This window comes from Algiphilus aromaticivorans DG1253 (assembly GCF_000733765.1).
GTDB classification, from domain to species: Bacteria; Pseudomonadota; Gammaproteobacteria; order Nevskiales; family Nevskiaceae; genus Algiphilus; species Algiphilus aromaticivorans.
Genome location: NZ_JPOG01000001.1, coordinates 3,758,071 through 3,779,190, shown reverse-complemented (window position 1 = coordinate 3,779,190; position 21,120 = coordinate 3,758,071). Strand labels below are relative to the sequence as shown.

The following is a 21,120-nucleotide window of genomic DNA, read 5'->3' as shown; positions in this document are numbered from 1 at the left end:
AGCCGCGTCCAGCGACGCGGAGCGAAACGCATGAGCTCAGCCGAAGAGGCCCTGTCACGCCTGCGGGCAGGCAACGCGCGCTTTGTCGAGCGCATCGAGAGCGCAGCATCGGTATCGCGCGAGATCGCACCGGTCACGCTGCCGCGCGAGCAAAACCCCATGGCCATCGTCCTCGGCTGTGCGGACGCGCGCGTGCCCGCCGAGCTGGTCTTCGACCAGGGCCTGGGTGACCTCTTCGTCATCCGCGTGGCCGGCAATATCGTCGCGCCCTCGGGCATCGGCAGCATCGAGTTCGCGGCCTCGCGCTTCGGCACGCGGCTGGTGGTCGTGCTCGGCCACACCGAATGTGGCGCCGTCACCGCCACAGTCGAGGAGCTGCTGCGCCCTGCCGGCGAGCAGTCGCCGAACCTGCGCGCCATCGTCGAGCGGGTGCGGCCGGCCGTAGCGCCGGTCGTGGAAGGATGCGGCCACAGCCACACCGACACCATCGTCCCCGAAGCTGTGCGCGCCAACATCCACCATTCGGTGGCGCAGATCCGCAAGGGCTCGGAGATCCTGGAGCAGCTCATCCTGGAGGATGGACTGAAGATCGTCGGCGCCGAGTACGACCTGGCCAGCGGGCGCGTGCACTTTCTGGACGACGCCGACTGAGCTCAGCTGCCCAGCTCGCGCAGACGGCGCTCCAGCAGCCTCTTCTGCGCGGCCTGGCCGGTCAGCGCCAGCGCGCGCTCATAGGCCGCATGCGCCGGCTCGACGCGCTCCAGCCGCCGGCACAGTTCGGCCCGCGCGATATGCGCCGGGGCATAGTCGGCCAGCTCGCCGGCGTCGAGCAGCGCCTCGATCAACGCCAGGCCGGCAGCGGGCCCGTCGCGCGTGGCGACGGCAGCGGCCCGATTGAGCGCCACCACCGGCGACGGATCGATGCGCAGCAGCACATCATAGAGACCGACGATCTCCTGCCAGTCGGTATCGGCTGGGCTGGGCGCCTCGGCATGCACGGCGGCGATGGCCGCCTGCAGCGCGTAGGGACCGAAGCGCTGTGTCGACAGCGCCCGATGTACCAGCGCCGCGCCCTCGGCGATCTGCTCCTGATCCCAGAGACTGCGGTCCTGCTCGTCGAGGGGCACGGGCTCGCCGTCGTCGTTCTCGCGTGCGGCGTGACGCGCGTCCTGCAGCAGCATCAGCGCCAGCAGACCAAGGACTTCCGCATCGGGCATCAGCTCGACGAGCAACCGACCGAGGCGGATGGCCTCAGAGCTGAGATCGCCACGCGTGTGGGTATCGCCTTCACTAGCGGCGTAGCCCTCGTTGAAGACCAGATAGACGACCTGCAGCACGCTGTCCAGCCGCTCGGGCAGCTCGTCCGGCCCGGGCACGACGTAGGGAATGGCGGCGTCGCGGATCTTGGCCTTGGCGCGCACGATGCGCTGCGCCACGGTCGACACGGGGCTGAGGAAGGCGCTGGCGATGGCTTCGGTGGTCAGATCGCAGACCGTGCGCAGCGTCAGCGCGATACGGGCGTCGCGCGACAACGCCGGATGGCAACAGGTGAAGATCAGCCGCAACCGATCGTCTCCGATGGCGTCGTCATCGTCGACATCCGCCGGCTGCGCAACGGTGTCGATCTGCTCGGCGATACGCTGGGCGGCCGCGTCGAAGCGCGCGCGCCGGCGGATCGTGTCGATGGCGCGGAAGCGCCCTGCCGACACCAGCCAGGCACGCGGACTCCGGGGCAGGCCTTCCTGCGGCCATTGCGCCATGGCCGCCGTGAAAGCATCCTGCAGCGCCTCCTCGGCCAACTCGAAGTCGCCCAGCAGGCGGATGAGCGTGGCCAGCACGCGGCGCGATTCGGCGCGATAGATGGCCTCGGCGCGCTGGCGGATGACCTGCTGCGGTGCCGGGCTCACGGACACCTCCCGAAGGTGACGCGCCGAGCCCCCGCAAAAAGCAATAGCAAAGCACTCATCCCGCCCCTCCCTGGCGGGTACCTGCTGCGCATGCTACCCGCGACAGGCAACTTCGCAACAGCCACAGCCTCACTGCCGCTTCAGCGCCTCCACCTGGATGCGCAGCTGCGTGCGTCCCGCCTCGCCCCTGCCATAGCCGCTGTGGGTCATCCCGTATTCCGACCAGTTGAGCGTGCCTTCGGCATCGGCGCCGCAGACCTCGACCTCCAGCGCCGGGTGCGGCATGCACTTGAAGCGGATGATGGTCAGCGGCACCGCACGCGTGACATCGCGGAAGGTCAGCTGTCCGTCCACCTTCGCCGGAGCGCCGTCGGCAAAGACGATCTCGCCCTCGTAGCGTGCCTCGGGATAGCGCGCCACATCGAACCAGTCCGCCGAACGCGCCGCTTCGTCCATGGTGCCCAGCCCGAAGGCGATGCTGGCCGGATCGATGCGGATCGTGACGCGGCCCGTTTGCGCCTCGCGGTCGAGGAATATCTCGCCCTCGGTCTCGGTGAATTTGCCGCGCCAGGTCGACAGCCCTATGTGGTCGAAGGCGATGCTCGGGAAGGTGTGCGTCGGATCAATCTCGTAGCGCGCGGGCTCGGCGCTCACTGCAGCAGGTAGCAGCGCCAGCAAAAGCAGCCCCACGAGCCATGCCTGGCCTGAACTCATGCCGCGACCTCGCCCTGTACCGGCAGCGCGGACGGGTCCATCCAGACGACTTCCCAGATGTGCCCGTCGAGATCGCGGAAGGCGCGGCCCACCATCCAGCCGTGGTCCTCGTCGCGAATGGCAGCGCCGCCGGCGGCCTCTGCCCGGCTGATGAGCGTGTCCACCTCGGCGCGGCTATCGGCGGAGATGGCGAGCAGCACCTCGGTAACCTGATTGGCGTCGGCCACCGGCGAGGGCGTGAAGCTCGCGAACTTGTCGTGGCCAAGCAGCATGACGTTGATGTCGTCGGCCAGCGCCAGACATGCAGCAGTGCCGTCGCAGAAGCGATCGTCGAAGCCGAAACCCAGCGCCTCGAAGAAGGCGCGCGAGCGGTCGAGATCGGCGACGGGCAGATTGACGAAAATCTTTCGGGGCATGGATCGACTCCTGTTGAAGTTGCTAAAGCTCGACAATGGCGCGGAAACCGCCCCAGAACATGCGCTTGCCGTCAAAGGGCATGGCCTGCATATCCATACCGGCGATACGCGGATCCTTCATGACCTGTTCGTTGATGCGATCGCGCTCCTCACGCGACGCGTAGGTAATCCAGGCGAAGACCACGACCTCTTCCTCCTTCAGCAACACGCTCTGCGGGAAGGAGGTCACCTCGCCCGGCTTGACGTCGTCGGCAACGCACTCGACGTATTCCAGCGCACCGTATTCACGCCATATATCGCCAGCGGTCTGCGCCATCTCGCGATAGGCCTCTACATTGGCCTTGGGTACCGGCACCACGAAACCATCAACATATTTGCTCATCGTTGTTCCTCTCTAGTCGGTGTTGATCATCCAGGGCACGCCAAAGCGGTCGACTACGGTGCCGAAGCGCTTGGCCCAGAAGGTTTCCTCGATCGGCATCTCGACCGTTCCGCCCTCGGCGAGCAAAGCGAAGAGCCGCTCGGCCTCGCTCGGCTCAGCCACATTCAGCACAAGATGAACACCCGTCACGCGCGCCACGGGCTGCCCGCAACCCTCACCGTCCGTGCCCATCAACACGCCGCCGGCCAGCTCTAGCTCGGCGTGCATGATCTTGTCCTGCATCTCGGGGCCAACCTGATCGGCGGCCGGGCCATCCCGGAAGCGCATCATCGCCGCGACGCGCGCGCCCAGGTTGCGCTCGTAGAAGGCGAAGGCCTCGGCGCAATCACCGCCGAAGTGGAGGTAGGGATTCATTCGCATGCTTTGACGCTCCCGGTGCTACGTGGTCGACAGCCGCCCGGGATGAGCGGCTTGCCCTGGTAGTCGTACGCCGCGATGCGCAATCGACAGTCGCCGCGGACAATCGTTCAACCTAATGGTTGACTATAGGTGGCGCGGTCTTTATATTCAACTTAATGGTTGAACAAAACCCCGCCCATCTCGACAAGCTCTTCCACGCTCTGGCCGACCCGACGCGCCGGGAAATCCTCGAGCGCCTGCGCGAAGGTACGCACAGCGTCGGCGAGCTGGCCGCGCCCTGCGCCATGTCGCTGGCGGCGGTCTCCAAGCACATCCGCACGCTGGAGGCCGCCGGCCTCGTGCAGCGTCGTGTCGAGGGCCGCACGCACCGCGTCCGGCTGGAGGCCGAAGCGATGGCCGAAGCCCACGCCTGGCTGGAGCGCTACGAAAGCTTCTGGAGCCGGCGCCTGGATGCGCTGGAGCAAGCCCTGCGCGACAACACCGACTGAACCCGACCCGAGGAGACCCGCATGAATGACTACGGCACCTTCACCGAGCCCGGTACGATCGTCTTCCGGCGCCTGCTGCCGGGCCCGATCGAACGCGTCTGGGCCTATCTGACCGACTCCGAGAAGCGTGGCCTGTGGCTGGCGCGCGGCGAGATGGAGCTCCGGCAAGGCGGGCACGTCGAGCTGCGCTTCCTGCACGCCGAGCTATCGCCGGTGGCCGAGCCGATCCCCGAACGCTATGCGGACATGGCCGACGGCGCCGGCTTCAGCGGGCGCATCACCCACATCGATCCGCCACGGCTGCTGGCCTTCACCTGGAACGAGAGCGGCGGCGAGGCCTCCGAGGTCTGCTTTGAGCTGACACCCAAGGGCGATCAGGTGTCGCTGCTGCTCACCCACCGTCGACTGGAGGAGACGCGCGAAACCCTGCTCAGCGTCGCGGCCGGCTGGCACACGCATCTGGGTATCCTCATCGACCGCCTGGAAGACCGCGACCCGCAGCCCTTTTGGAGCGTCCACGACCACTTCGAGGCCGACTACGCCCAGCGCCTGCCGAGCACCGGAGCGACTCCGTGAGCCAGACGATCACCCCCTTTCTGATGTTCAGCGGCGATGCCGAACCAGCCATCCGCTTCTACGTCGCGATCTTCGAGGACGCCGAGATCCGCCACATCACCCGCTACGGCCCCGGCGAACAGGGCGCCGAGGGCAGCGTCCAGCGCGCCGACATCCGTCTGGCCGGCCGCGACTTCATCGCCATCGACTCACCGGTGACGCACGCCTTCGGTTTCACGCCCGCGCTGTCGCTATTCGTCGACTTCGACAGCGAGGCGGCGCTGGACAGCGCCTACCAACAGCTCGCCGAAGGCGGCCGCGAGCTGATGCCGCTGGACGACTACGGTTTCAGCCGCAAGTTCGGCTGGCTCGATGACCGCTTCGGCGTCTCCTGGCAGCTCAATCTGGCTTAGGGTTCGCTGCCGCGACGGCAAAAAAGGCCGAGCAATCCAGCAAGCACCCATTTCTAGACGATCACCATCACTGGGATACCTTGCACACATGTCTCGACCCATCGAAGCACTGGAAGCCGAGCTGCTCCGCCTGCCCACAGCAGAGCGCGCGCGGTTGCTCGACCGGGTTGTGGCCAGCCTGGATGTCGACAAGGCGCGCGACGAGGCCTGGGACCGCGTCGCCGCGGAGCGAGATGCGGAGCTGGACACGGGCTCGGTCGCTCCGATGACGGGGGCCGCTACCATCGCTCGCCTGCGGCAGCAACTGGATTGAGCTACCGGCTGCACCCGGCGGCAGACACGGAGCTCGCCGACGCCGTCGCCTTTCATCAACGCGAAGCTGGCAGCGGCGTCGCCAAGCGCTTTCTCGACGAGTTCGAACGTGTAGCCGCGTTGCTCGTCGAATAACCCTAGCTCGGGACGCCAACGAAGGACGGGCGTCGCGCTTTTCCCTTGCACGGCTTTCCCTACTCGATCATCTATCGATCGTTGCGCCCCGAGCTGCGCGTTCTTGTGCTCCGCCACCAGCACCGCGACCCGGCGCACGGACAGAACCGAAGCTGACCTCGGGGGCAATCGAGTCGGCTTCAGGCGTCAGTGAGCCCCCTCCCAACCACGCGTATCTGCCGCATCGCTGCGGAAGAAGACGCTCAGGCCTGCTCCAGCACCGCAACATCCAGCTTGCGCATCGGCATCATCGCGGCCATGACGCGCTCGGCGCGCGCCGGGTCGCGCATCAGCTCGGGCAGCTGCCGCGGCACGATCTGCCAGGACAGCCCGAAGCGGTCGGCCAGCCAGCCGCATCGCTGCGCAGCCGGGTCGCCGCCTTCGCTCAGCGCCGTCCAGTAGCGATCGATCTCTGCCTGATCCTCGCAGTGCACGACGAAGGAGATGGCAGGGCTCAGCGGGAAATGCGGCCCGCCGTTGAGCGCGGTGAAGCGCTGCCCGGCCAGCGTGAAATCCACCGTCATGGCCGTTCCCGGCACCTGGCCGTGCTGCTCGCGGCCTGCCTCGGTGTAGCGCGCGACCTGCAGAATCTCCGCATCGGGAAAGACCGCGACATAGAACTTCGCCGCCTCCTCGGCGCAGCCGTCGAACCAGATGAAGGGCGTGATCTTCTGCAACTGCATGAGCGGGCTCCGCGGCGTGGTCAGGACACCTGCAGCTCGCGCACCGGCCGTACCTCGATGCTGCCCACGCGCCCCGGCGGAATATCCCCGGCGATGGCGATGGCCTCGTCGAGATCGGCGGCCTCGACCAGGTAGAAGCCGGTGAGCTGCTCCTTGGTTTCCGCGAAGGGACCGTCGGTGACCGAAACCTGACCGCTACGCTTGCGAACCGTCACGGCCGTGGTCACGGACTCCAGCGGCCGACCGTCGAGCAGCTGCCCCTTGGTCGCCAGGCTATCGGCATAGGCCTGGCACTCGGCGTCCTCGGGGCTGTCCGGCTGACTGTGCAGCTTGTCCTCTTCGGCGTAGACCAGACAGAGGTATTTCATGAAAGCTCTCCTTCGCTTGTCGGTAGCGCAATCCTAGTCGGCCCGTGCGTACCCGATGCAACTCCGCGTTCGTGCCGCGCTCATTCGCCAGCGCAGCAGCTTTCCGCGCCGGCGGCGCGATAGCGACCGGTGCCGTCGACATAGCCGTCGTCCGCGTAGCGGTCGTGATGGTGCACCCAGTCCGTCAGGTTGCAGTTGGGACCCGTCTCATTCCGCCCCTTGGGCATCATGTCCAGAATCATGTAGCTGCCCAGCACTTCCTCGCCGCCCCGCCCATAGGTCGAATAGGTATGGAAGATGGCGCCGTCGTCGGCACGATGGAAGACGCTCAAGCCGGAAAGCTCCTCGACCGGAATCGGCTCGCGGCGATAGTTGTAGTAGCCCTCGCCGGCGGCGAGTTCCTCCGGCGTGAAGGAGACGTGGTAGTCGTAGTTGAAGTCGCTGCCGGCCGAGGACACCCAGGCACAGGGCCAGCCCATGCGTCGCCGGAAGGCCTCGATCTCCGCGATGGGGGCGCGCGAGACCATCGCGAAGGCCACATCGTGATGCTGCAGATGCGTCATCGCCGGCACGATGTGATCGGCCTCGAAGGAACAGCCGACGCAGCCCTCGCGCCAGCCCGGACCGAACATGAAGTGCTTGATCAGCAGCTGGCTGCGCCCGGCGAAGAGATCCTCCAGCTGACACGGGCCGTCCGGCGCCTCGAAGCGATACTCCTTGTCGACGCGCACCCAGGGCAGCTGCTGCCGGCGCTCGCGCAGGCGATCGCGCTCGTGGGTCAGGGCGCGCTCCTCTTCCAGCAGGCGGCGACGCTCGACCAGCCAGACCTCGCGCGAAACGACGCGCGACGGTTCAACCTTCTTGCTCATGATGCTTCTCCTGCAGCTTGCTCGTACGGGGAAGGACTTGGCGGCGACGCAGCCGGACAGCGAGCAACGCACCCGCGCCACCGGCCGAGACCACGCCGCCCCAGACGGCGAGTGAGGCAAGACAGGCCGGACACATGCTCAGGCCGCCGCCGTCCCGGCCATCAGCTGGCGCACCGGCCGCACCTCGATGCTGCCTGTGCGCGCCGTCGGAATGCGCGCGGCCACCTGGATGGCGTCATTGAGATCGCGCGCTTCGATGAGAATGAAGCCGGCGAGCTGCTCCTTGGTCTCGGCAAAGGGACCGTCGGTGACCGAGACGCGGCCGTCGCGCTTGCGCACGGTGGTCGCCGTGCATACCGGCTGCAGCGGCTGCCCGAGCAGCAAATGCCCGCTCGCCTTCAGCGCATCGAGGTTGGCGGCGCACTCGTCGTCGTGAGGCGCGTCCGGCGCCGCATGCTCCGCAGCTTCAGCGGTGTAGACCAGGCAGAGATATTTCATGACCGTCTCCGGGAATTCGGTGTCCTGCCATCTGGTCGTACGGCGCCACCCGGATTCGACATCGGGCGCTAGAGGTACCGGGTCTCGGCCGGCGGCGACTGGAAATCGTCATCGCGCCCGTTGAGATAGGCGATGGGCGTCGCCGCCAGCTCGGCGTCGCTGACGTCGTCGAGGCAGGCCAGATTCACCACCGCCATATCGGCGCCGGTGGCCGGATCCGCAGCCCGCCCGAAGGGCCGGACACCGCAGCGCGGGCAGAACAGGTGCCGAATGCGATGCGCGCCGAATTGGTAAACGCTGAGCTGCTCCTCGCCCTCCAGCACACGAAGGGCATCGGCTGCTAACGGCGCGAGCCAGCTGCGCGCCTTGCTGCAGATCGAGCAGTTGCAGCGAAAGGAACCGGCCTCGAGATCGAGGTCGGCAGCGAATCGGACGGCGCCGCAATGGCAGCTGCCGTGATAGGTCTTCTGCATGGGTTCCCCCTTGTTCCAGGTCTCCATACTGGTCGAAGCGCGTCGACCCATTTCGACACCGCGCGCACCGGATTCTGGCTGGCACTGTCGCCGCCGGCTATCGTGCGCGCATGAACACAACCACCGCGCAACCCACTGCCGCGCAGCTGGCGGCCTATCTCGGTCAGTGGGTGGCTGTGGACGAGCAGGTTGCGGCGCCGCTGTTGCGCCACCTGCGGCCGTGCCGCTACGAGCGCGGCGAGCATTTCTTCCAGATCGGCGACACCGTCGACGAGCTGGTGCTGCTCCGCGACGGGCTGGTGCGCAGCTACTACCTGCACGACGACCGCGAAGTGAATCTGCGTCTGCTGTCGGCACCGGCGGCCGCCATGCCCTACAACAGCTATCTGACACAGACGCCGGCCGACGAGAGCCTGCAGGCCATGACGGCCGTGGAAGGCTATCGCGTGCGCTTCCGCGCCTTCTGCCGCGAGCAGCCGGGCCTGCTCGCCGAAACCATGCAGCGCAAGCTGGCGGAGCGTCACTTTCTAGCGCTGCAACGCCGACTGCGCATGCTGCAGTCGCGCAGCGCCGCCCAGCGCTACGCCTTCTTCCTCGCGCACATGGAGCCGGAGATCATCGCCGGCACGCCGGCCTATCAGGTGGCTTCCTATCTGGGCATCACCCCGGAGTCGCTGAGCCGCGTGAAGGCCGATCTTGAGAAATATCAAGGCGGGCCGGCGCCGCCGGAGGCAGGCTGACCGACCGAGGCGCATTGCAAGGAGACGCAATGATTGGCTACGCGGTGAGCGGCCTGCTGATGCTGGTCGGAATGATCAACCTGATCCCCGCGGTGGGCGTACTCGCAACGGAGCGGCTGCGCACGCTCTACGGCATCGCGCCGGAGGCGCCGGAGCTCCTGCTGCTGCGCCACCGTGCGCTGCTGTTCGCGCTGCTCGGCAGCTTCGTCGTGCTGGCAGCCTTCCGGCCACAGCTGCAACCACTCGCCTTCATCGCGGCCCTGGTGTCGATGGGCGGCTTCCTGCTGCTTGCCGCCACCGGCGGCGCTCACGGCGAGGCGATCGCACGCATCGTGCGCGCCGACCTTCTCGGCCTCGCACTGCTCGCGGCCGCCTTCGCGCTCTACGCGCTCGACAGCCTTCCTTCGGCCTGAGGAGAATCACGATGCTCAAGATGAAACGCACCTGCCAGCGCTGCGAAACCGCCCTGGGCTGGCGCGACGCCACCCGCATCTGCTCCTTCGAGTGCACCTTCTGCCCCGACTGCGCGGCCGCCATGGACCAAGTCTGCCCGAACTGCGCCGGGCAGCTCGTGCCCCGCCCGACGCGCGAGCGCGCGCCGCTGCCCGTGGCCGCCGGCCTCATCCGCCGCCGCCTCGGTCTCGGCGGCCACAAGGCGCAGCGCTGACGCGCGCGTCGCATCACACCCCGACTACATCGCCACGGAGGCCTCCGACCATGCCTGACGACACCCGCGCACAACGCGTCGACGGGCCGCGCCTGCTACGCTTCCCGACCTGCGATCACGCCACCGGCAAAGTGCTGGTGCTGCCCGCACTGGGCGTTCCGGCGCGCTTCTACGCACAACTCGCCGAGCAGCTTGCGGCGCGCGGTCTGGAGATTGCCGTGCTTGAGCTGCGCGGCACCGGCGACAGCCCGCTGCGCGCCTCGCGGCGCTGCGACTTCGGCTTCGCCGAGCTGCTCGACGAGGATATTCCGGCGGCCCTTCACAGCCTCGGCTGCGCGCGCGACGGGCAGCCCGTGTGGTTGCTCGGCCACAGTCTGGGCGGCCATCTCGCCGCCATCACGGCAGGGCGCATGCCGGAAGACATCGACGGCCTGATGCTGGTGGCCTGCGGCTCGCCGTGGCGCAACGCCTACCACGGCGCCACGCGCCGGCGGATCGACGCGCTGTGCGCGCTGATCCCGGTGTGCAATGCACTACTCGGCTACTTCCCCGGCGACCGCATCGGCTTCGGCGGGCGGCAGCCGCGGCGCCTCATGCGTGACTGGCGGGCGCTGGCGCTGACGGGGCGCTATAGCGCCGAGGGCATCGACGAGGATCTGGATGCCGGCCTCGCGCACTACGCCGGGTCGGTGCTCAGCCTGCGCATGGCCGAAGACACCTTCGCGCCCGAGTCGGCCGTTCGTGCTGTCACCGGCAAGCTCACCTCTGCCGTACTTGAGAGTGCGGTGATCGATGCTGCCGAGCTCGGCCAGCCCGCCGACCATTTTCGGTGGGCGAAGCAACCGGAAGTGATCACGCATCGCGTCGCGGACTGGTGCACCCGAGCCACTCAGGGAACCGCAACATGATCGCTCTCGACAGCGAGCAGATGCTCTTCGCCGGCACGCTGCTCTTCCTGCTCGGCCTGCTCACCGGCGTGGCGATGCCGTTGCTGCGCAACAAGCGCATGGGCTTGTCCGCGCATCTGGTCGGCGTGCAGCACGGCATCGTGCTGTGGATCGTCGGGCTCATCCAGGCGCGGCTAACGCCGTCGCCGATGCTGGATACATGGATGAGCTGGACGCTGCTGCTGGGCCTCTACGGGCTGTGGCTGGCCATGCTGCTGGCGGCGATCTGGGGCGCGAGCCGGGCGCTGCCCATGGCCGGCAGTGGCTTCGAAGCGACGCGAGGTCGGGAAACGGTCGTCGGCGCGCTGGTCTACGCGCCGTCACTGCTCATCGTCGCCGGCACGGTGCTGCTGCTGATCCGGCTCTGGTAACACGCCGCATTCAAGCCAGAACCTTGAGCCGAGGTCGCGCGTCGGGGTCTTCGCCACCACCGACACAGATGCAATTGCGGCCGGCGAGCTTCGCCCGGTAAAGGGCGCGATCCGCTGCACCCAGCAACTCTTCCTCGACACTGCCGTCGTCGGGATAGAGTGCGATACCGACCGAGATCGACAGGGTATCGCCCCGCAGTGGTCCGGGCGCGCGGATGCGGCCGGCCAAGTCGCGAATCGACTCGGCGCGTCCCTTCACCTGCTCGGGCGTGATATCAAAGAGCGCGACGACGAACTCGTCGCCACCGAAACGGCAAGCGACATCGCTGCCGCGACAGTTCTCGCGGAGCACGACAGCGATCTGCCGCAGCACCTCATCGCCCAGGGCATGCCCGGCGGTGTCGTTCAGCGTCTTGAAGTGATCGATATCGATGACCATCAGCGCGAAGGCGCGCCCGGCGCGCTCGGCGCGCTTGAGCTCGCGCTGCAGCGTTTCCTCCAGATAGCGCCTGTTGAAGAGACCGGTCAGCGGGTCGCGCACGGACTGGCCGCGCAGCCGCTCGCGCAGACGGATATTTGCCAGATTGATACTGATGCGCTCAGCAAGCTCCGCCCCCAGGCGGCGCCGCGCCTCGCGCTCAGCCTCGCTGTAATCGGCGGGATCGTGCTGGCAGCACAGATGCAGGAAGCCCAGCACCTCACCGCCGGCGCTCATGGGCAGGCAGAGCGCGGTGCCCTGGCGGGACTCGCCGACATGCGGGCAGCGCAGCCGAGTCGGTCAATTCGCTGGCAAAGGGTTGCCCCTGACGCAGGGACCAGCATTCATCGGGCGCGATGATGTCGGCAGCTTCAGCATCCTCACCCCACTCCGCGATCCGCTCCAGATAGTGCGTCGAACCGTTGTAAGCGTAGATCGACCCTTCGACACCCGGTAGCAGGGCGCGGACCGCCTCCTGCACCGGCGCACGCATCTCGTAGACGCTGACGCAGCCCTGCAGCGTGCGCTCCAGCCTGCCGAGGGCAGCGTCCTGCCGGCTGCGCTCGTCAAGGGTGCGATTGCGCTCGGACAACGCCTCCAGCGCGCGATTGAGCTCGGCATTGCTGGCCTCCAAGCGCGCACGCACGGCCGCCTCGTTCTCGATGAAGCCCACCACGCGCGGCAACAGCGGCCAGAGCATAACGGCCGTTGCCACCGACACCGCCGCTGTCAAAACCATCACGACCACTTCGAAACGATAAATGGGCACCCATATATTGATGACGCTGACAACATGCGTCAGGCCGCAGAAGAAGATGAAGGCCGAGAACAGCAGGAATACGCCGCGGTAGCGGATGGCCGGCAGGCGGCGCAGCAGCGCCAGCAGCGCCAACGGGATCGAGAAATAGGCGGCGGCGACCGTGCCGGATGCGATGACCATCGGCCACAGCAACTCGGGCTGCCACGCGTAGCAGAAGCCGTGCGGTGTCAGACCGTAGGTACTGAACAGCGATCTCAGGCTTTCCATACCGCGCGCCCTCACAATCCGGTGTTCCGCCAGTGGCAGCGCTCACAGATGCGCGTGCAACGCGCTGCTTGCCGGCCGGGGACGCAGGCGCACCGTTCGCCAGCGTGTCACGGCACGCTAGCGTCCCGTCTCGCACACGCCACACGCCACAGACCTGACGGCGCAAACCAGCGGACGAACGGCACGCCGCAGCAACCCGGATCAGCTCGGAGAGTGTTCCAGTACAGCGTAGTAGAAGCCGTCCCAGTCACCGCCGGCCGGGATGCGCCAACCCACCGGCTCGCGCTCGCCCACGGGCAGATCGGGCGTGACGTCCTCGACGGACTGCGCTTCGGCGAAGGCGCGGACGAGCTCCGAACCTTCGGCGCGCAGCAACGAGCAGGTGGCGAAGACCAGCCGCCCGCCCGGTGCCAGCAGCGGCCACAGCGCATCCAGCAGCGCGCGCTGCGTGGCCGCCAGCGCCGTGATGTCGCTCTCTCGTCGCAGCCACTTGATGTCGGGGTGGCGCCGCGCCACGCCCGTGCCCGAGCAGGGCGCGTCGATCAGGATCCGGTCGAAGGGCTCGCCTTCCCACCAGCGCGCGGTATCAGTGGCGTCGGCAGCAGCCAGCGTCGCCTTCAGGCCGACGCGCTGCAGCGTGGCGTCCACCGTGCGGATGCGCCGGCGGTCGCTGTCCAGCGCGACCAGTTCGGCGTCCGGGCAGCGCTCCAGGATATGTGCCGCCTTGCCGCCCGGTGCGCTGCAGGCATCCAGCACGCGCTGGCCGGGATGCACATCGAGCAGGCCGGCGGCGAGCTGCGCGCTGGCGTCCTGCACCGAAACGCTGCCGCGCGCGAAGCCGGGTAGCGCCTCCACCTCACAGGCTTGCTCCAGCACCAGCGCTTCCGGCACGCCCTCCAGCAGCCGAGCCTCCTGTCCCGTTCGCTGCAAACGCGCACGATAATCCGAGGCGGCCATGCGCCGCCGGTTGACGCGCAGCGTCATCGGCGCCTGCGCGTTGCCCGAGGCCATCAGAGCCTCGGCGGCCTCGCCCCAGTCGGCGCGCAGCCGCGCCGCCAGCCAGTCCGGCCAGGAGTGCTGCACGGCCGCATCCTCGGGCACAATCAGGCCCTCGGGCTCACGCTGGGCACGGCGCAGCAGCGCATTGATCAGCGGCGCCGCCCATTCGGCGTCGAGCAACTGCGCCGCCCCGGCCGTGGCCGAGACCACGGCGTGGTCGGGCACGCGCATGTCCAGCATCTGAAAGAGACCAGCGCGCAGCAGCGCATCGACCATCGGCGCTTCGTGCAGCGGACGCGTCATCATCGCCTCGGCCTGCACGCCGAGGCGACGCCAGTTGCGCAGTGTCCCGTAGACGATGGCGGCCAGCAGCGCGCTGTCGCGCGCGTCGAAACGGTTGCGCGCCTCGGCGAAGGCCAGCGCATCGTCGAGGCTCTTGCCCTGGCCGGTGACGGCGTGCAGCACGCGCGCGGCCGACGCGCGCAACGGCGCGCCCGGTGTCCTGTTGAAGCGCCCAGCGTTATCACCCTTCATTGCAACACCTCGCCGACGCTCAGCCGGCCATTGGCGGCTTCGTGTGCCGGTAGCGCGCGACCACCCGGCCATTGCAGCTCGGTGAGCCGTACCGCCTGCTGGCCGGCGGCGACCAGCACGCCGGCGCTGCCGATATGCAGCACTGTGCCCGGAGCGGCCTGCTGGCCGGAGCCTTCGCCGCGGGCGTGCAGCAGGCGCAGTCGCGTCTCGCCCAGCTGCGTCCAGGCCATCGGCGCCGGATTGAAGGCGCGGATACGTTGCGCGATATGCGCCGCCTCCTCGCGCCAATCGACACGGGCCTCGGCCTTGTCGAGCTTGCGCGCATAGGTAACGCCGGCCTCCGGCTGCGGCTCGGGGCTGACTTTGCCGGCGGCGATATCGGCCAGCGCGGCGACGACCTCGCGCGCGCCCAGCGCCGCCAGCCGATCATGCAGGCTGCCGGCGGTGTCGGCGGCGCCGATGGGCACACTGGCGCGTCGCCAGACCGGACCGGTATCGAGGCCGGCTTCCATCTGCATGATGCAGACGCCAGTGTGCTCGTCACCCGCCTCGATGGCGCGCTGGATGGGCGCGGCGCCGCGCCAGCGCGGAAGCAGGCTGGCGTGGATGTTGAGGCAGCCGAGCCGCGGAATGGCGAGTGCCGCCTCGGGAAGGATCAGCCCATAGGCGACGACCACCATGGCCTCGACCTCCGCTGCGGCCAGGCCCGCCTGCGCTTCGGCATCGAAGCGCTCGGGCTTGTGCACGGCCAGACCCAGCGCCTCGGCGCGCGCCGCCACCGGCGACGGCGCCAGCTTGCGCCCGCGGCCGGCGGGGCGGTCCGGCTGGCTGAAAACCGCAGCGACGGTATGGCCCGCGTTGTGAAGCGCGTCGAGAGCGGGAACCGCGAAATCCGGCGTGCCGGCGAAGGCCAGCCGCATCAGGCGCTCTGGCGCAGCTTGCGCTGACGCTTGAGCAGCCGCTCGCGCTTGAGGCTCGACAGATGATCGATGTAGAGCTTGCCGTCGAGGTGATCGGTCTCGTGCTGAATGCACTGCGCGAGCAGACCATCGGCCTCCAGCTCGTAGGGTTTGCCATCGCGATCGACGGCGTGCAGCCGCACGCGTGGGTGGCGCTTGACGCGATCGGCCACCTCGGGAACGGACAGGCAACCCTCGTCCACGACCTCGGGCGCATCGAGGAACTCGATCTCCGGGTTGATCATCACCATGGGCTCGCTCGCCCCCTCGCCGCCGCAATCCATGACCGCGACACGCAGCGGAATTCCCACCTGGGTGGCGGCCAGCCCGACGCCCGGCGCGTCGTACATGGTTTCGAACATATCGGCGATCAGCGCCTGCAGATCGGCGCCGAAGTTCTCCACCGGCTGTGCCATTTCGCGCAACCGAGGGTCGGGATGGTGCAGTATTTCGAGCAGAGCCATGCTGTTATGCGGATTCCGGCGTTGCGCGACGACTGCTACAGTGCCCGCCATCGGGGGCGCAGGCGGCCGTCGGCTGAAAGCGCTTGTCGGGAACGAGGGGATCGATGACGACAATGCAGACGAAGTATAACGGCAAGCGAAGTGCTTCCAGGCTCGCGCTCGGCCTCCTTGGCTGCGGGCTTCTGGCCGCCTGCGCCGGCACCCCGGCACCAGCGCCGGAGCCGGAGCCGAAAGCCGCCGAGGCAACCGACACGGTCGAGGCGACGGCGCGGCCAGCCGCAGAAGCAGGGCCACAGCAACGCGAAGCGACACGCGCGGAGCCGCAGCGCGTGCGCAAGACCGCGCGCTACGTCGTCAAGAAGGGCGACACGCTCTGGGGTATCGCCGAGCGCTTTCTCATCGACCCCTGGCAGTGGCCCGATGTCTGGGTAGCCAACCGCCAGGTCGCCAACCCGCATCTGATCTACCCCGGCGACGTGCTGGAGCTGCGCTGGATGGAGGGTCGCGAAGAGGTCGCCGATATGCGCAAGCTCAGCCCGCGCATCCGGCGCGAGCCGCTGGACAAGGCGATTCCGACGATTCCGCTGGACCGCATCCGCGACTTCCTGTCCGGGCCGCGCATCGTCGACAAGGGCACGCTGGAATCCGCACCCTATGTGGTCGAGTTCGACGAGGAACACCTGATCGGCCCTGACCGCGTCGGCGCCTACGTCAAGGGGCTTCCGGAAGGCCAAGGCGATCGCTGGCTGGTCGTGCACCCTGGCGAGGACTACGTCGACCCCGATAGCGGCGAAGTGCTCGGCCAGGAGGCCATCCCGGCGGCCGACGCCACACTCACACGGCGCGCCAGCGAAGTCGCCGTGATGCGGCTGTCGGATTCACGACGTGAAACGCGCAAGGGCGACGTGCTGATCCCGCGCCCGATCCAGGGGCTGTCCGCGAACTTCTACCCGCGTGCACCGGAAACCGAAGTGGATGCACGCATCATCTCGGTCTTCGGCGGCGTCACGCAGATCGCGCAGTACGATCTGGTGGTGCTCAACCGCGGCAGCAGCGATGGCCTGGAAACCGGCCACGTGCTCAACGTCTACAGCGACTCCCGCGCCGTGAAGGACCCGAAGCGCACCTTCGGCAAGATTCAGCTGCCCGCCGAGTACGCCGGCAATCTGCTGGTCGTGGCGGTGACCGACAAGCTGGCGCAGGGGCTGATCATGGAATCGGAGCGTCCGATCCTGATCCACGACCAGGTCCACGAGCCCGATCGCGAGCTGTGAGCCCAGCGCAGGAGAGCGCGCGAGACGCCTGGCTAACACTGCTGCTCGCCCCCGGCATCGGGCCGGTGGCGGGCATGCGCCTGATCGAGCGCCACGGCGACCCTGAGGCCGCACTGACCACCGGCCCTTCCGGCTGGCGTGCAGCCGGCATCGCCGAGCCGCTGTTCGAAGCGCTGCGCGAGCCCGACACCGAGGCGATGACAGTCTGCCGCGACTGGCTCGACGGTGCCGAGGACCGCACGCTGCTCACCATCGACGACCCGCGCTACCCGCCCCGACTGCTGGAGACCGGCCGCCCGCCGCTGGCGCTGTTCTGTCAGGGCGATGTTGATCTGCTGATGCGCGACCAGATCGCCATCGTCGGCGCGCGGGCGGCCAGCCGACAGGGCCTGGAGGATGCACGCGCCTTCGCCGGCGAGCTGGCACGGCAGGGCCTGGTCATCACCAGTGGCCTGGCCTCCGGCATCGACGGCGCCGCGCACGCAGCCGCGCTGGACTCCGGCGGCGGCAGCACAATCGCCGTTGCCGGCACCGGCCCGGACCGCGTCTATCCGGCGCGTCATCGCCAGCTTGCGCATCACATCGGCGCGCACGGCCTCATCGTCAGCGAGTTCCCGCCCGGCACCGGCGCCAAGCCGCAGCATTTCCCGCAGCGCAACCGCATCATCGCCGGCCTTTCCCTGGGCACGCTGGTGGTCGAGGCCGCCGCGAAGAGCGGCTCGCTGATCACGGCAAAACTGGCCGCCGAGTTCGGCCGCGAGGTCTTCGCCATCCCCGGTAGCATCCACAAACCCACCGCGCGCGGCTGCCACGCGCTGATCCGAGAGGGCGCCCAACTCGTCGAAACCGTACAGGAGATCCTGACCGCCCTCGGCCGGGCCGGGCCGGCGACGACTGCTACACTGCCCGGCGTGAGCGATCCGGATGCCAACCCGGCCCTGTCTGGTGGCGCTCGCCAGACACTGGCGGCCGTCGATGACAATGGCACCGCCTTCGATCAGCTCGTGGCGCGCACCGGCCTCGATGTAGCCGCGCTGTCCAGCGCTCTGCTGGAGCTGGAGATCGCCGGCCTCGTCGCCAGCGAACCCGGCGGCAGCTTCTCGCGGCTGCGCCGCGCCCGACCATGATCCCGACCGCAGGAAGACCATCGTGAACATCAAGGAAAGCGTGCTCGACGTCCTCATGTATCTCTACGAGAACTACGTCGAGCAGGAGTTCGCCGACAGCGCCAACCACGACACGCTGCGCGTGGAGCTGATGGGTGCCGGCTTTCCCGAGGAGGAGATCAACCACGCCTTCGGCTGGCTGAGCGATCTCACCGAGCGCCGCGACAACCTGGTGAATCCGGCCTCCGGCTCGATCCGTCTCTACGGTAGCGCCGAGCAGGCGCGCATCGGCCCGGAATCGCAGGGCTTCCTGCTCTATCTGGAGCAGCTCGGCCTGCTCAGCCCGCAGGGCCGCGAGTTGGTCATCGACCGCCTGATGAGCATCGACGACGACATCGACATGGAGCGCGTCAAATGGGTCGTGCTGCTGGTTCTGATCAATCAGACAGGCACCGACGACGCCCTGGCCCAGGTCGAGGAAATGGTCTACTACGACGGCGAGTTTCTGCATTAAGCCGGCCGCGCGGGCACAACGCGGCTGCTGAATCTCGCGTAGAAATCCGCTAACCGTAGCGCCGCATTCAGAGCTGAGCCAGGACAGCGTGAAGCTCCGTGGCGCGGGCCGTGTAGATGCGGCCTGCGCAAACACGCACCCGCCATACGGCAAAAACCGCCTGCGCTCGCAGGCCGCTGGTCCCGCGCGAAGCGCGGGCTTCCGTCATGTCGTACGGCCGCGGGCAGCGGTTCCCGCCCCCGAATCGCAGGCCCGAGACGCGGCGGGACATGTCGCCCCGCTCGCATCACACCTGGGTGTGATGACCCGGACTGGAAGGCTGACTACGCTCAAGCCATCCAAGGGGATTTCAGGGCGGGGAAAACATGAAAACACGTCGGATGAATGTGACGGCGGTATCGCTCCTGTTCGTGCTGAGCCTGTCAGCCTGCGGTGGCGGTGGCGGTGGCGGCGGAATGGGAAGCATCGATCCGGGCGCCGAGCCCGATGCGGTGATGGAGGCCATCCTCATCAAGGTCGGCGATCGCAGTGCCAGCCTGCGTGACGGTGCACCGCCCGCGCCCACCGACACCGGCAACGATCCGGAGCTACGGGCGGCGGCCGATCAGGTGGGCGTGCCGTCGGGCGGCAGCGCGTCGCTGAGCCTCGACTTCGAGACCGGCTCGGCGCTGTCGGCGATCTTCGCCAAGGTGGTCGGCTCCAACCGCTACGCCGAGGTCCTGCTGGCGTCGGAGGCCCAGTCGCGCAGTGGCACCAAGGCGCTGGAGAACGTGGTGCTGGACATCGCCGTGCCGTCGAATATCGGCGCCGGCCAGTTCTGCGTCGAGATCAGCGGCCGCGATGCCGACGATCTGGTGTCGAACGTCGATACCGTCTGCTTCGATGTCGACAATGCGGTCATCGATGCGCTGCAGGGAACGTGGGACTTCGCCTGCGATGGCGATAGCGACGAGGGGGACTCCTTCGAGGGTTCGTGGACCTTCAATGGAACGGATGTCACCGTGCGCGAATCGCAATGGGCCAATGACGCCTGTCTCGGCGACCCGGAGGATTCGTACACCGAGCAGCTCATTGTCACGCTGGGGGCACAGGTCCTGGCAGCGGATGGCGAACCGGCCACCGAGATCGATATCCGCAATCTGACCGAGAACGAACTGGTGTACTTGATGATCCGGGTGGAAGAAGACCGCTTCCAGCTGGCCTTCGCACCAGAGAATGCCGGCGGCACCCCGGAAACACGACGCAATTCCTTCGATGCCCCCGGCTCGACGTTCACCAGAGCGCCCGAGTCGGTCGGCTCGGCAGCGGCCTGCTTCAATCCGGTCCTGTGGCAGGACGGCACCGAGTACACCATCAGCTCTCGCGAAACCGAGGGCGGAGCGTTCGTCGGTGAGTTCACGTCCGACTTCACCGTCTTCACCGACAGTTCCTTCGAGGGCCGCCCCGCTACCCGGGTGTTCGTTGAGGACACCGGAACGGGTGTTGCGGACGCAAACGAGTACTTTCAGATCGATTTCGCCCGACCTTCGGTGAATGCCATCGCGGACGAAAACCTTCAGGGTTCCGACGACAGCTTCGTTTCCGACCCCGGAGACCTGCTGCGCTTCGACCTCGATCCGGGCGACGCGTATACCTTTTCTTCGGTCTTTACGGAAGGCGGCGGCGAACCGGATCCCTTTACGGCCACGGTCACCTATGTCGGACGGGAAACGATTGCCGTGCCGGCCGGCACATTCGAGACCTGCCGCTTCGACCTCGCCAGCGACGACGGCTACGCGCTCACTGAATGGTACGGGGTGGGCAACGGCATCGAGATCGCGGAAGAAAGTGCCGACCCAGGTGAGCCACTCACGCGCGAGGTGTTGCTCTTTGCCGAGATCAATGGCGAACCGATTGGCCAGGCACCGGGTGGCGGCTTCTCGTCGCTGACGCCGGGAACCTATGCGGCCGGGATCGATGGTGACGAGCAGGCCACGACCTTTGCGCTGAATGAGGGTGGAACGGGTACCTGGAGCTTCGGCGAGGAAGGCGGGGCCATCACCTGGGAAGTAACCGAAGATGGCGTTCTGGTCATCGCGTTCTCCGGCGGCGGTACCGAGCGCTACACGCTGACCTCCGGCGACACCTCGGCGGGCACGGTGCTGATCGAGTTCTCGAACGAACCGGACGACGCAACCGGCACCTGGACGCGACTCTAGAAGCGGGACGACCGGTCCAGCGGTTCCCCGGTCCTGGAAGCCCCGGCCCCGCCCACGCGTCTCCTCGGGCATGGGTCGGACGTCCATGGCACACAAGACGGGCCCGCCACTCGGCGGGCCCGTTTCCGTTCCTCCACCCGCCTGCCATGCGGAGGGACGGGAGAACGCCC

The 21,120-nt window shown here is 67.9% G+C and carries 30 protein-coding genes; 15 read left to right on the top strand and 15 right to left on the bottom strand.

What is annotated here, in order from left to right; genetic code table 11:
- Positions 1–30: 30 nt before the first annotated feature.
- Positions 31–651, top strand: coding sequence for a carbonic anhydrase (locus tag U743_RS17635; protein ID WP_043770350.1), 621 nt, complete (start codon positions 31–33; stop codon positions 649–651).
- Positions 652–653: 2 nt separating this feature from the next.
- Here U743_RS17635 and U743_RS17630 read toward each other — a convergent pair whose 3' ends face one another.
- From U743_RS17630 to U743_RS17610, 5 genes are all read right to left on the bottom strand, one after another.
- Positions 654–1,907, bottom strand: coding sequence for an RNA polymerase sigma factor (locus tag U743_RS17630; RefSeq protein WP_043770347.1), 1,254 nt, complete (start codon positions 1,905–1,907; stop codon positions 654–656).
- A 129-nt stretch (positions 1,908–2,036) separates the two neighbouring features.
- Positions 2,037–2,621 (bottom strand): YceI family protein, encoded by a 585-nt coding sequence (locus U743_RS17625; RefSeq protein WP_043770344.1) that lies wholly within the window; start codon positions 2,619–2,621, stop codon positions 2,037–2,039.
- Positions 2,618–3,037: a VOC family protein gene (locus U743_RS17620; protein WP_043770341.1), complete on the bottom strand. Its 420-nt coding sequence runs from the start codon at positions 3,035–3,037 to the stop codon at positions 2,618–2,620. The genes U743_RS17625 and U743_RS17620 overlap by 4 nt, the downstream gene beginning before the upstream one ends.
- A gap of 22 nt (positions 3,038–3,059) precedes the next feature.
- The gene (locus U743_RS17615; RefSeq protein WP_043770336.1) at positions 3,060–3,419 is read right to left on the bottom strand and encodes a DUF1428 domain-containing protein; all 360 of its coding nucleotides are present in this window, start codon (positions 3,417–3,419) and stop codon (positions 3,060–3,062) included.
- A 12-nt stretch (positions 3,420–3,431) separates the two neighbouring features.
- Positions 3,432–3,839 (bottom strand): VOC family protein, encoded by a 408-nt coding sequence (locus U743_RS17610; protein ID WP_043770333.1) that lies wholly within the window; start codon positions 3,837–3,839, stop codon positions 3,432–3,434.
- 155 nt (positions 3,840–3,994) lie between these two features.
- Between U743_RS17610 and U743_RS17605 the strand changes: the two genes are divergently transcribed.
- The 5 genes from U743_RS17605 to U743_RS19365 all read left to right on the top strand — a co-directional run bounded on the left by U743_RS17605 (position 3,995) and on the right by U743_RS19365 (position 5,742).
- A complete protein-coding gene (locus U743_RS17605; protein WP_043770330.1) occupies positions 3,995–4,327 on the top strand; it encodes an ArsR/SmtB family transcription factor in 333 nt (110 codons plus the stop codon).
- A 21-nt stretch (positions 4,328–4,348) separates the two neighbouring features.
- Entirely contained in the window at positions 4,349–4,903 is a 555-nt protein-coding gene (locus U743_RS17600; RefSeq protein WP_043770327.1) for an SRPBCC family protein, read from the top strand.
- Positions 4,900–5,295, top strand: a complete 396-nt coding sequence (locus U743_RS17595; protein WP_043770323.1) for a VOC family protein — start codon at positions 4,900–4,902, stop codon at positions 5,293–5,295. Before U743_RS17600 ends, U743_RS17595 begins: the two co-directional genes overlap by 4 nt.
- Before the next feature lie 88 nt (positions 5,296–5,383).
- The gene (locus U743_RS17590; protein ID WP_043770320.1) at positions 5,384–5,608 is read left to right on the top strand and encodes an addiction module protein; all 225 of its coding nucleotides are present in this window, start codon (positions 5,384–5,386) and stop codon (positions 5,606–5,608) included.
- A complete protein-coding gene (locus tag U743_RS19365; protein WP_198022107.1) occupies positions 5,605–5,742 on the top strand; it encodes a hypothetical protein in 138 nt (45 codons plus the stop codon). Before U743_RS17590 ends, U743_RS19365 begins: the two co-directional genes overlap by 4 nt.
- Positions 5,743–5,984: 242 nt before the next feature.
- Here U743_RS19365 and U743_RS17580 read toward each other — a convergent pair whose 3' ends face one another.
- The 5 genes from U743_RS17580 to U743_RS17560 all read right to left on the bottom strand — a co-directional run bounded on the left by U743_RS17580 (position 5,985) and on the right by U743_RS17560 (position 8,672).
- Positions 5,985–6,464 carry a VOC family protein gene (locus tag U743_RS17580; protein ID WP_043770317.1) on the bottom strand — a complete coding sequence of 160 codons (480 nt, stop codon included), beginning with the start codon at positions 6,462–6,464 and terminating at the stop codon, positions 5,985–5,987.
- A gap of 20 nt (positions 6,465–6,484) precedes the next feature.
- Positions 6,485–6,832: a YciI family protein gene (locus tag U743_RS17575; protein ID WP_043770314.1), complete on the bottom strand. Its 348-nt coding sequence runs from the start codon at positions 6,830–6,832 to the stop codon at positions 6,485–6,487.
- Between the two features lie 80 nt (positions 6,833–6,912).
- Positions 6,913–7,701, bottom strand: coding sequence for a DUF899 domain-containing protein (locus tag U743_RS17570; RefSeq protein WP_043770311.1), 789 nt, complete (start codon positions 7,699–7,701; stop codon positions 6,913–6,915).
- 138 nt (positions 7,702–7,839) lie between these two features.
- Positions 7,840–8,199, bottom strand: a complete 360-nt coding sequence (locus U743_RS17565) for a YciI family protein (protein WP_043770308.1) — start codon at positions 8,197–8,199, stop codon at positions 7,840–7,842.
- A gap of 68 nt (positions 8,200–8,267) precedes the next feature.
- A complete protein-coding gene (locus U743_RS17560; protein ID WP_043772706.1) occupies positions 8,268–8,672 on the bottom strand; it encodes a GFA family protein in 405 nt (134 codons plus the stop codon).
- A gap of 110 nt (positions 8,673–8,782) precedes the next feature.
- Here U743_RS17560 and U743_RS18430 point away from each other — a divergent pair, with 110 nt between their 5' ends.
- Genes U743_RS18430 through U743_RS17535 form a run of 5 tightly spaced genes read left to right on the top strand, consistent with a single transcriptional unit; the run spans position 8,783 to position 11,397 of the window.
- Positions 8,783–9,412 carry a Crp/Fnr family transcriptional regulator gene (locus tag U743_RS18430; RefSeq protein ID WP_052368359.1) on the top strand — a complete coding sequence of 210 codons (630 nt, stop codon included), beginning with the start codon at positions 8,783–8,785 and terminating at the stop codon, positions 9,410–9,412.
- 29 nt (positions 9,413–9,441) lie between these two features.
- Positions 9,442–9,825, top strand: a complete 384-nt coding sequence (locus U743_RS17550) for a hypothetical protein (RefSeq protein WP_043770305.1) — start codon at positions 9,442–9,444, stop codon at positions 9,823–9,825.
- A gap of 11 nt (positions 9,826–9,836) precedes the next feature.
- Positions 9,837–10,079, top strand: coding sequence for a DUF1272 domain-containing protein (locus U743_RS17545; protein WP_052368358.1), 243 nt, complete (start codon positions 9,837–9,839; stop codon positions 10,077–10,079).
- A gap of 50 nt (positions 10,080–10,129) precedes the next feature.
- Positions 10,130–10,987, top strand: a complete 858-nt coding sequence (locus U743_RS17540; protein WP_043770302.1) for an alpha/beta hydrolase family protein — start codon at positions 10,130–10,132, stop codon at positions 10,985–10,987.
- Positions 10,984–11,397 (top strand): hypothetical protein, encoded by a 414-nt coding sequence (locus tag U743_RS17535; RefSeq protein ID WP_043770299.1) that lies wholly within the window; start codon positions 10,984–10,986, stop codon positions 11,395–11,397. The genes U743_RS17540 and U743_RS17535 overlap by 4 nt, the downstream gene beginning before the upstream one ends.
- Before the next feature lie 10 nt (positions 11,398–11,407).
- On the opposite strand, the gene U743_RS17530 is transcribed toward U743_RS17535, so the two are convergent.
- From U743_RS17530 to def, 5 genes are all read right to left on the bottom strand, one after another.
- Positions 11,408–12,112, bottom strand: coding sequence for a GGDEF domain-containing protein (locus U743_RS17530; RefSeq protein ID WP_043770295.1), 705 nt, complete (start codon positions 12,110–12,112; stop codon positions 11,408–11,410).
- Positions 12,096–12,902: a hypothetical protein gene (locus U743_RS18425; protein ID WP_052368357.1), complete on the bottom strand. Its 807-nt coding sequence runs from the start codon at positions 12,900–12,902 to the stop codon at positions 12,096–12,098. Before U743_RS18425 ends, U743_RS17530 begins: the two co-directional genes overlap by 17 nt.
- A 201-nt stretch (positions 12,903–13,103) precedes the next feature.
- On the bottom strand, positions 13,104–14,435 hold the full coding sequence (gene rsmB, locus U743_RS17520) for a 16S rRNA (cytosine(967)-C(5))-methyltransferase RsmB (protein ID WP_052368356.1): 1,332 nt from the start codon (positions 14,433–14,435) through the stop codon (positions 13,104–13,106).
- The gene (gene fmt / locus U743_RS17515; protein ID WP_043770289.1) at positions 14,432–15,355 is read right to left on the bottom strand and encodes a methionyl-tRNA formyltransferase; all 924 of its coding nucleotides are present in this window, start codon (positions 15,353–15,355) and stop codon (positions 14,432–14,434) included. The genes rsmB and fmt overlap by 4 nt, the downstream gene beginning before the upstream one ends.
- Positions 15,355–15,858, bottom strand: coding sequence for a peptide deformylase (gene def, locus U743_RS17510; protein WP_043770286.1), 504 nt, complete (start codon positions 15,856–15,858; stop codon positions 15,355–15,357). The genes fmt and def overlap by 1 nt, the downstream gene beginning before the upstream one ends.
- A gap of 113 nt (positions 15,859–15,971) precedes the next feature.
- Here def and U743_RS17500 point away from each other — a divergent pair, with 113 nt between their 5' ends.
- From U743_RS17500 to U743_RS17485, 4 genes are all read left to right on the top strand, one after another.
- The gene (locus U743_RS17500) at positions 15,972–17,132 is read left to right on the top strand and encodes a LysM peptidoglycan-binding domain-containing protein (protein ID WP_052368355.1); all 1,161 of its coding nucleotides are present in this window, start codon (positions 15,972–15,974) and stop codon (positions 17,130–17,132) included.
- Positions 17,129–18,259, top strand: a complete 1,131-nt coding sequence (gene dprA, locus U743_RS17495; protein WP_043770280.1) for a DNA-processing protein DprA — start codon at positions 17,129–17,131, stop codon at positions 18,257–18,259. Before U743_RS17500 ends, dprA begins: the two co-directional genes overlap by 4 nt.
- Before the next feature lie 22 nt (positions 18,260–18,281).
- Positions 18,282–18,752 carry a DUF494 family protein gene (locus U743_RS17490; RefSeq protein WP_232226822.1) on the top strand — a complete coding sequence of 157 codons (471 nt, stop codon included), beginning with the start codon at positions 18,282–18,284 and terminating at the stop codon, positions 18,750–18,752.
- 365 nt (positions 18,753–19,117) lie between these two features.
- Entirely contained in the window at positions 19,118–20,950 is a 1,833-nt protein-coding gene (locus tag U743_RS17485; RefSeq protein ID WP_156966499.1) for a hypothetical protein, read from the top strand.
- Positions 20,951–21,120 lie beyond the last annotated feature (170 nt).